This is a genomic window from Pseudomonas sp. YuFO20 (genome assembly GCF_035064975.1).
GTDB classification, from domain to species: Bacteria; Pseudomonadota; Gammaproteobacteria; order Pseudomonadales; family Pseudomonadaceae; genus Aquipseudomonas; species Aquipseudomonas putida_AE.
In genome coordinates this window covers 47,426-56,296 of record NZ_JAXDEO010000046.1, presented here as the reverse complement: position 1 = coordinate 56,296, position 8,871 = coordinate 47,426, and the positions used below count along the sequence as shown (strand labels likewise).

The window sequence follows — 8,871 nt, the reverse complement described above, 5'->3', positions numbered from 1 at the left end:
AGGGGTACAGGCTGAAACGAGCGTCCTTGTTGAGCATCTGCTCGGCGCTGAGGTCCTGATTGGTGCAGGTGAATTCGATGCGATAGCTGAAGGGCTGGCTGAGGTGCTCCTGGCCTTCGAAGGCCAGGACGTCGAAGACGGCGTCGAACCAGCGGATGGCGAATTTATGGCGAGTGTGGTCGAAAAAAATACGCTGTTGGGTGCTCATGGTCAGGCCTCCTTGACGACGCTTGGCATCGCTTCCTGTGTGTCGATGAACTGCAGCGTGATGCCTTGATCGTCGCTGTAACCCAGGGTCACCCCCCGGGTTTGTTGACGGGTCGCCTGGCGCTGCAGAAGTTGCTGGCTGAGCACCGGCAGGATCTGTTGGTTGAGCAGGCTGTCGATGTTGCGCGCGCCGGTATCGGGCAACAGGCAGGCGGCAACCAGGGCCTGGTTGAGTGCGTTGTCGACCTGGCAGGTCAGGCCGTAGTGGCGTTGCAGGCGCGTGGCGACCCGGGCGAGTTTTTGCGCGACGATGCGCTGCAGTGCGTCGACTTGCAGCGGGCGGTAGATCAGGGTCTGGAAGCGCGCGAGCAAGGCCGGCTGGAAGTGTTCACGCAACAGTGGCCGCAGCAGCTCCTGCAAGGTGTTGTCCGTTACGTCAGGGTGTTGTTGCAGGCAGGTTTGCAGTTCATCGCTGCCCAGGTTCGAGGTCATGAGAATGACGGTGTTGCGAAAATCGATTTCGCGTCCCTCGCCATCGCGCATGAAGCCGCGATCGAAGACCTGGTAGAACAGATTGAGTACGTCGCGGTGAGCCTTTTCCACTTCGTCGAGCAATACGACGCTGTAGGGGCGCCGGCGCACCGCTTCGGTGAGCACACCACCCTGGCCGTAACCGACATAGCCCGGTGGCGAGCCTTTGAGTTGGCTGACGGTGTGGGCTTCCTGGTACTCGGAGAGGTTGAGCGTAATCAGCGACTGCCCGCCACCGAACAGGCAGTCGGCCAGCGCCAGGGCGGTTTCCGTCTTGCCGACGCCGCTGGTGCCGACCAGCAGGAACACGCCCAACGGTGCCTGCTCCTCGGTCAGGCCGGTTTTGGCCGCGCGCAGACGCTGGGCCAATGCAGCGAGGGCATGATCCTGGCCGACGACACGCTCACTCAACTGCTGCTCCAGCGCCAACAGGCTGGCCTGCTCGTCCTTGAGCAGACTACCCAGCGGCACGCCGGTCCAGTCGGCAATCACTTCAGCTACGCTGCGCGGGTTGACGTCCAGGGAGAGCAACGGTTGGGCGCCCTGCACTTCGGCAAGCTGATCTTGCAGCCACATACAAAGGGTGATCTGCAGGGGGTGAGCCTGACGTGCATCAAGCAGTTGGCGGGTCAGGTCGAGTTCGTTGCGGTATTGCCGCACCAGCTCACTGTGTTGGTCTTTCAAGTCGACAAGTTGCGCATCGATCGAGGCAAGGCGCTCGTCAAGGCTACTGCCACCGAGTTGTGCATCTTCTTCCAGGGCTTGTCGTTCAAGTCCCAGGGCCGCCTGCCCGGCCTTGAGTCTGACCAGTGCCTGGGGTTCGCAGTCGAGGCTCATGCGCACCCGTGCACTGGCGGTGTCGAGCAGGTCGACGGCCTTGTCCGGCAGCTGGCGACCGGTCAGGTAGCGCCGCGAAAGCGTGACCGCCGCCTGTACCGCCGCATCCTGAATGTGCACGCCATGATGGCTGGCGTAACGCGCCTTCAGGCCACGCAGCATGAGACAGGCATCGTGGTCATCCGGCTCGTCGACCTTGACCTTCTGGAAGCGTCGTTCCAGGGCGGCATCGCGCTCGAAGTACTGCTTGTATTCGCTCCAGGTGGTGGCGGCGATGGTGCGCAATTCGCCACGGGCGAGCGCGGGCTTGAGCAGGTTCGCCGCGTCGGCACCGCCCGCCTGGTTGCCGGCGCCGATCAGGGTATGGGCTTCATCGATGAACAACAGCACGGGACATGCCGATTGCTGGACGGCATCGATGACGTTTTTCAGGCGTTGCTCGAACTCGCCCTTGACCCCGGCCCCCGCTTGCAGCAACCCCAGGTCGAGGGTACGCACGCTGACCGGCTTGAGGCTGTCCGGAACATTGCCCTCGGCAATGCGCAGCGCCAGTCCTTCGACCAGTGCGGTCTTGCCGACTCCCGGCTCGCCGACCAGCAACGGGTTGTTCTTGCGCCGGCGGCTGAGGATGTCGATGACCTGGCGGATCTCATCGTCACGGCCGAACACCGGGTCGATCCGCCCTTCCCGGGCCTTGGCGGTGATGTCCTGGGTGAACCTGTCCAGCACGGCCTGCAAGGCCTCGTGGTTGACGGCAGCGGATCCAGTCAATACTTGTGCCTGATCAATGGCAGCCGCTTGCTGCGCCTGGGGACGCTCTTCGGAGTGTTGATCAAGCAGTGCGAACAGATGCTGCAACTGGGTTTCGCTGACACTGAACAGAGGCCAGGCCGCTTCGCAAGCCAGCAGGTCAGGAGACTCCAGCAACGCGCCAAGCAAGTGGGCTGAGCGCAGGTGATCCTGGCTGTCCAGCGATGCACGCAGCCAGGCATTGCTGATCAGTCGCTGTAACTTGCCACACAGCTGCGGCTTGGCGTGTACGCTGCGCGGCAGTGTGTCCAGGTGTTCAAGCAGTCCGCCCCAGAGAACGTCCAGATCCCATTCGTAGCGACGGGCAATGAGCGTCAGGTCGCCCTCGCCCTGTTCGAATAATTTGAGCAGCCAGTGCTCGATACTGATGTAGCCATGGGCGCGACTTTGGCACAGCGTCGCCGCCGCGCTCAGCGCCTGGGCACAGTAGGGATTGAGACGACGAAGCAAGCGGGAGGCGTTCTGTACCATGGGTACGTCCTTGTTTTGAGTATAAGGCTGGTAATCGAGGGACTTGCTGAGCGCCCGCGTACGGACGCTCAACACGACACGCCGAAACCCGCCGTCATCGACGTATGCGGGTTCTCAGGTGTTCAGCGGTTTGTCAGCCTGCTGGCGCTAAATTGGCTTGCCCGCGTTCGGCCCAGGAATCGGAGTGGCTGAGGTTGCCCTCCAGGAATCTCCAAGTGATCTTTTCGTAGCGCAATTCAATTTCCTCCAGATGATTGTGCTTTTCTTTGGACGGATCCTTGATGTCGTGCATTTTCGACTCGACGTTCACCACCTTGACGTTCTCGAGCAGCGCGGTGTAGTTCACGACCTCCTGGCCTGCCTCGTTGATGCAGTACCACTTGAACTCGGCGCTCATCAGGGTCTGTCCCTGTGTGACGGCTTTAAGCAGGTAGACACTGGAAGAATCAATTTCCTTGGTGAATACAAACGGATCGTGGATCCGTGTACCTGTCAATTTGCCCGTGTTGTTATCGGTTGGGATGGACACGCTGTGATTCAGAGCCAGCACTTCAATGCTGCCCTGACGTGCCTCGACATCCACCGAACCCTTGATGTCCGCGCCGCCGTCATTTTTCAGCCACAGGTAAACGGGAATTGCCATGTGAAGCTCCTTCTCTCTGAACATGAATGCCGCGTTATGCGACAGGGGGTTGCAAATCCGGCCCCGTAGCGGGGAACACGCAGGCTCCCGGCTCCGGCACCAGACGAATATCGACTCGACGATTGGCGCTGCGCCCGGCCTCGTTGTCATTGCTGGCGATGGGCTGGCTGGCACCAAAGCCCTGCACCGCAAAGCAACTGGCGGGGATACCGCCCATGTGCTGCATCCAGTCGTGCACGGCGGCCGCCCGGGCCCGGGACAACTGCAGGTTTTGCTCGGCGCTGCCAGTGGCATCGGTATGGCCACTGATCACGATGAGCCAGCCAGGCTGGGCCTTGATGTCGACCAGGACATTGATCAGTACCTTGGTCGAGCCAGGCTTGAGCTGGGCACTGCCAGTACTGAACAGCGACAGGCTGTCCAGGCGCACCGGCTTTGGATTACCCGCAAGCCTTGGGGCCAGCGACGGATGACGGTGACCGGCAATCGTCGACTGCAGTCTGATGCGCAATCGCTCGCCCCGGTAAAGGCCCAGTCCCAGCGACAGGGGAGCGCCGTGTCGGTAGTAGCCGTCCAGGCGCAGGGCATCCTCGCGCAGCACCGCAAGTGCCTGCTCGCGCAGGATGAATTCAGGCCGATCGGGTTGTCCTGTCACGGGGATGGCGTGGTAACGACGCAGGTCGTCACTGACCTGGCGGACCAGTAGGGTGTTTTGCCAGGCCGAGCTGGCCAGGGCCGTTGTCCCGACAATGGCGAACATCCACAACGCGATGACGCTCGCGCGGCGCAATGGGGCGCGTTGATTCTGCGAGGGCAGCAGCGCCAGCAAGGGATCGGGGAAAGGCATTGAAGTGCCCTGCCCTGGCTGCGCCTGCCTGACGTCATGCAGTGCAACCTTGTTGCGCAGCCATTGCTGCCACAGGTTGCCCGCGACTGATTGCGCGAGCGCCGGTACGAAGGTGATGGCACAGATCCTCGGCAGGCTGTCGGGATCGCGTACATCACGGGGGGCCAGGTGGGGCATTACCGCTTGATCCAGCCATGCCACGACACTGTTCAGCTTCACGCTGGTGTGCATCCGGGCTGAGCGCGTTGCGCTGTCTGACGGCTGCCTTTGCCAGTCGTCCAGGCTGGCGCAGGTTCCGCCCTCGTGCACCCTGGGGCTGACTTCACCGGCCTCCCAATTGAACCAGGGACCTTCTGCGGCCGAGGCTTGCACATAGCTGGTCAACAGTAGCGGCAGCGCAACGCCGCCCTTGCGAACCATGCCGACCTGATAGCGCAGTGCGCGCGCCTGTCCGGCCAACACGGCGCTGTCGACGTGTTCGGTCGGGTTGACGATGAACATGACGCTGAGCTGCCCACTCCACTCGGGACGCAGCGTCATCAGGCTGGCGGTGATCGCAGGCAACTGCTCAAGCTCGGGTACCCGCACATAACAACCGTGGCGGGTTGTGCGCAAAGCCAGGTGTTCCAACGGCGTCGCGCCGAACAATCCCGTCAGGCCATCGCCACAAACCAGAACCACTGGTTGACGGTAGGCGGCCGGAGGCAGCGAGGTATTTTCGGCCAGGGTCACTGACGCGCATGTCCGGCGCCCAATCCGGCTCCAGGCCAGGACCATGACGCACACAACGACCAGGACGGCGATGATGCGCAGGCTCCAGGTCAAGGGAACGACAACCAGCAACGCCAGTGAAAGCACGCCCGCCCATAACCAGAGACCACGCATCAGTGTCGGCGTCATCGGTCCCACCTCAAGCCTCACCGGGCAAAACCGAGCTGAGGAGATTGGCCAACAGCTGGTCAAGCCCCCACCAGCAACCGACAAACAGCAGGCCCACAAGCAGACCATGAGCCAGTGGCGAACGCGGCCACAGCCAAATACGCAGTCCCTGTCCGAACGTCATCTTTGTCGCCAGCGTCTGGCTGAGTGCCAAGGGTGCGACCTGTGCATGGAGCGCGCTGAGCAACTGTTCGCGCTCAGGGTCGTCGGCGTCGCGATAACGCCCCTGGAAGCCGAGCATCAGCACCCGATGGAACGCCGTCAGCACCAATGGATCAGGGGCGGGCTCGCGCAAGACTTCGCGCATGTCTTCATACAGGAACTCGCCCGCCTGGTGGCGACTGAAGAACTTCGCTTGCAAGGGCTCTTTCGTCCAGGCATCGCGAGCCTGCTTATCCACACGGAGTACGGTTTCATCGAGCAAAGCGCACTGGGCATGGCTGATGTGATCAATGCTGCGTGGGCTCAGGCCGGCGTGCTCGAGCATCTGGCGGACATGTTCGACCTGCTTGACGCAAAGGCCCTTCAGCGCCATGCCATCGTGCGCCGATGCGCCCTTGCACAATTCCACTACCAGCAGGTAGCTGTCCTGCAACAACGCGTCGATATCCACCGCCAGTGCGGCTGGTTTTCTTGAGGCTTTCAGGTTCATGTGCGCAACACCGCGAACAGTTCAAGTTTTACCTCGGCCAGCGTGCTCGGGACGTAGAAGGCGCAGACCCCTGCAGCCAGCACCGCCTGGCCCTTGGCATGGTCGAGATCGAGGGCGAAATACTGGTTCTCCAGTCGCAGCGGAATGGCTGCCGGTACATGGCTGAGCGACTGCAACGGCACACCGTCGAGCGCGGCATTGATCAGTTGATCGACCTCATCCGGGGTGCCAATCTTGCACAGGCGCGGGAACTGGCTCTGCACCTGTGCTGCCGGCAAGCGGCAACGCACCGACAGATAAAAATCAGCGCCTTCACGCTCGCGCAGGCGTGGATCATTGAGGCTGACCTTCCAGCGGTTGTCGCCGTTCTCCTCCAGCGCCAGGGCGATCACACGCGAAGGCAGACTGGCCTCCAGCAACGTGGAAATCAGACGCAACAATGGGGGGAACACACTTTCCAGATGCTCATGCCGGTAAGCCGGGATCTGGTCGATATCGTGTTCCAGGGAAAAGGTCAGCAGGCCGCCGGCCAACTTTGCCAATTCCCGGTACACCGATTCGGGATGCCGTGCCGGGTGCGCCTTGAGATCTGCCAGGATCGGCTGGTAGGTGTTCAGGGCGTTGAGCAGCCAGAACAGCGACACATCGGCCACGGCAAAATCGGCCATGCGCTGGTTACTTTCACGACGCAAGCCCATCAGCCGTTGACGCTTGGCGGCCAATTGGGTCAACAGATTATCCAACTGCGCCAGCAATCCCGGGTGAGCCGCAAAATCGAGCAGTGGCGGCACATAAGTGTCATCCAGCCCCCATGCGCCCTGCCCGTCCCGCACCAGGCGCACGATCGGGCAGGTCAGGTAATCGGCGTTGTCGTCGTGGGCAAGACGCAGGCTCAGCACGTGTTCCAGCACGCCGATCTGCTGCGCCTCGCCTTCGTACAAATCCTGCACCTTGCGCCAGTCCTGGCGATAACGCGTCGGTCGCTCGACCTTGCCGTCATCGAGCAGGCAGTTGTTGCCATTGGCCTGTTCCAGCGGCAAGGCCAATAACACCGTGGCGTCCTGCACGTCACTGGACAGCAGCTGGGTCAATTCCAGGGCTGAGGGCAGACGATCCACCTGATCGGTATCGATCAAGGTGCCGTCGGGCATGCGCAGGCACAACCTTGTGGCCTTGAGCTTGCCCAGTCGCAGGGTCTCCTGGTCAAACGCCACCGCCGCTACACCCCAGGGATGCACCAGTGACAAGTGAGCCAGGCGTTCGTTGGTCCAGGCTTCCCAGCGTGCCTGTTGCTGGAACTGCTGGGGGCACAGGAGTGCCCCCGCAGACCATACGGGACGGTCGATTTTCAAGACCTGGTTTCCCCGCGAACGGCATCGGGCTTGCGCTTGGGCATCTGCGACACCAGCGAAAGATTGACGTCCATGCCTTCGACCTGGAAGTGCGGCACGGCATACAGCTTGACGCGGAAGAAGCCCGGATTGTCTTCGATGTCTTCCACGGTCACCTTGGCGTCACGCAGCGGATGCGAGGCCTGCAGGTCGTCGCCCGGGTCGGTCATTTCGGTCACCAACCCGCCGATCCACTTGTTCAGCTCCAGTTCCAGCAAGCGCCGGTCCTTGGTGGTGCCGATGTTCTCGCGCTGGATCAGCTTGAGGTAATGGGCAATGCGCGACAGCAGGAAAATGTAGGGCAGGCGCGAATTGATGCGGCTGTTGGCGGTCGCATCGGCGGTGTCGTACAGGGCCGCTTTCTGGGTCGAGTTGGCCGAGAAGAAACACGCGTAGTCGCGATTCTTGTAATACGACAGCGGGATGAAACCGAGATCGGCGAATTCGAATTCGCGGGTTTCCGGGATCATGACTTCCGAAGGGATCTTCACCTGGTTGCCGGTGCCCAGGTCGTACAGGTGGATAGGCAATTCCGTGACCGCGCCGCCCGACTGCGGCCCGCGGATCTGCACGCACCAGCCGTTGGCAATGAAACTCTTGACCATGTTGGCGGCGAAGGCGAACGAGGCGCTGGTCCACAGGTATTTGTCGTGGTCAGGGCCCTTGACGCTCTCGATGTAGTTGAAGCTGCGCACCGGGACTGTGTCCGGGCCATAGGGCAGGCGCCCGAGGACACGGGGCATGACCAGGCCGATGTAGCGGGCGTCGTCGCTGTCGCGGAACGCCTTCCACTTCAGGTATTCGGCACGGTCAAAATAGTTGCCGATGTCCTTGATGGCGGCCACTTCCTCCATCGAGCGCTTGCCGAAGAAAGCCGGGCCGACGGTGCCGATAAATGGCATGTGCGCAGCCGCCGCGACTTTGGAAATGTTGCGCAGCAGGGCGATGTCCTGCGGACTGCGATCGAACTCGTAGTTGGAGATTGCGGCGGCAATCGGCTCGCCACCCGGTGTGTCGTACTCCTGGGTATAGGTATGCACGTACAGGCCGCTCTGGGCAATTTCCGGTGCATCGTCGAAGTCCTGGACCAGATGATCCTTGCTGATATCCAGCAATTCGATGCGCACGTTCTGGCGAAAATCGGTCTGGTCGACCAGTGATTTGACCCCGCGCCAGGTTGACTCGACGCGCTGGAAATCCGGGTGGTGCATCACGGCATCGAGTTGCCGGCTGATTTGCGCATCCAGTGAGGCAATGTGTTCATCGAGCAGGACTTTATCCAGGCGCTCGATTTTCTGCGAAGACTGCCCGAGCAGTTTCAAAAATACACTGACGGCCGCCGTCACTCGCTCATCGGCCGACACTTCGGACAGTGCCTCGGTATTTTGAAATACTTCGATACTACTTAATGTATCGACCGGACTGAGATTGATCTTGCCAAACAGCGCACCATAGACGCCTTTATTTTCTTCGGACAACACTGTAGTGCCGCGCGAATGCACGTTGGAACTTTCGATGGACATGCAGGTAACTTCCCTTTAAA

The 8,871-nt window shown here is 61.3% G+C and carries 7 protein-coding genes; all 7 read right to left on the bottom strand.

What is annotated here, in order from left to right:
• Positions 1-208: hypothetical protein (locus tag SOP85_RS23260; protein WP_323628343.1), on the bottom strand; the 208-nt coding region annotated here is incomplete at its 3' end.
• 2 nt (positions 209-210) lie between these two features.
• Positions 211-2,856, bottom strand: coding sequence for a type VI secretion system ATPase TssH (tssH, locus tag SOP85_RS23255; protein ID WP_323628342.1), 2,646 nt, complete (start codon positions 2,854-2,856; stop codon positions 211-213).
• 133 nt (positions 2,857-2,989) lie between these two features.
• A complete protein-coding gene (locus tag SOP85_RS23250; RefSeq protein ID WP_323628341.1) occupies positions 2,990-3,499 on the bottom strand; it encodes an Hcp family type VI secretion system effector in 510 nt (169 codons plus the stop codon).
• A 34-nt stretch (positions 3,500-3,533) separates the two neighbouring features.
• Positions 3,534-5,246 (bottom strand): OmpA family protein, encoded by a 1,713-nt coding sequence (locus SOP85_RS23245; RefSeq protein ID WP_323628340.1) that lies wholly within the window; start codon positions 5,244-5,246, stop codon positions 3,534-3,536.
• Between the two features lie 10 nt (positions 5,247-5,256).
• The gene (tssL, locus tag SOP85_RS23240) at positions 5,257-5,937 is read right to left on the bottom strand and encodes a type VI secretion system protein TssL, short form (protein WP_323628338.1); all 681 of its coding nucleotides are present in this window, start codon (positions 5,935-5,937) and stop codon (positions 5,257-5,259) included.
• Entirely contained in the window at positions 5,934-7,289 is a 1,356-nt protein-coding gene (gene tssK, locus SOP85_RS23235) for a type VI secretion system baseplate subunit TssK (protein ID WP_323628337.1), read from the bottom strand. The genes tssL and tssK overlap by 4 nt, the downstream gene beginning before the upstream one ends.
• Positions 7,286-8,851: a type VI secretion system contractile sheath large subunit gene (gene tssC, locus SOP85_RS23230; RefSeq protein WP_323628336.1), complete on the bottom strand. Its 1,566-nt coding sequence runs from the start codon at positions 8,849-8,851 to the stop codon at positions 7,286-7,288. The genes tssK and tssC overlap by 4 nt, the downstream gene beginning before the upstream one ends.
• Positions 8,852-8,871 lie beyond the last annotated feature (20 nt).

Bases quoted from the DNA above. Each gene is read 5' to 3' on its own strand.
- tssH (WP_323628342.1), bottom strand. From the start codon at position 2,856: ATGGTACAGAACGCCTCCCGCTTGCTTCGTCGTCTCAATCCCTACTGT.
- SOP85_RS23250 (WP_323628341.1), bottom strand. From the start codon at position 3,499: ATGGCAATTCCCGTTTACCTGTGGCTGAAAAATGACGGCGGCGCGGAC.
- SOP85_RS23245 (WP_323628340.1), bottom strand. From the start codon at position 5,246: ATGACGCCGACACTGATGCGTGGTCTCTGGTTATGGGCGGGCGTGCTT.
- tssL (WP_323628338.1), bottom strand. From the start codon at position 5,937: ATGAACCTGAAAGCCTCAAGAAAACCAGCCGCACTGGCGGTGGATATC.
- tssC (WP_323628336.1), bottom strand. From the start codon at position 8,851: ATGTCCATCGAAAGTTCCAACGTGCATTCGCGCGGCACTACAGTGTTG.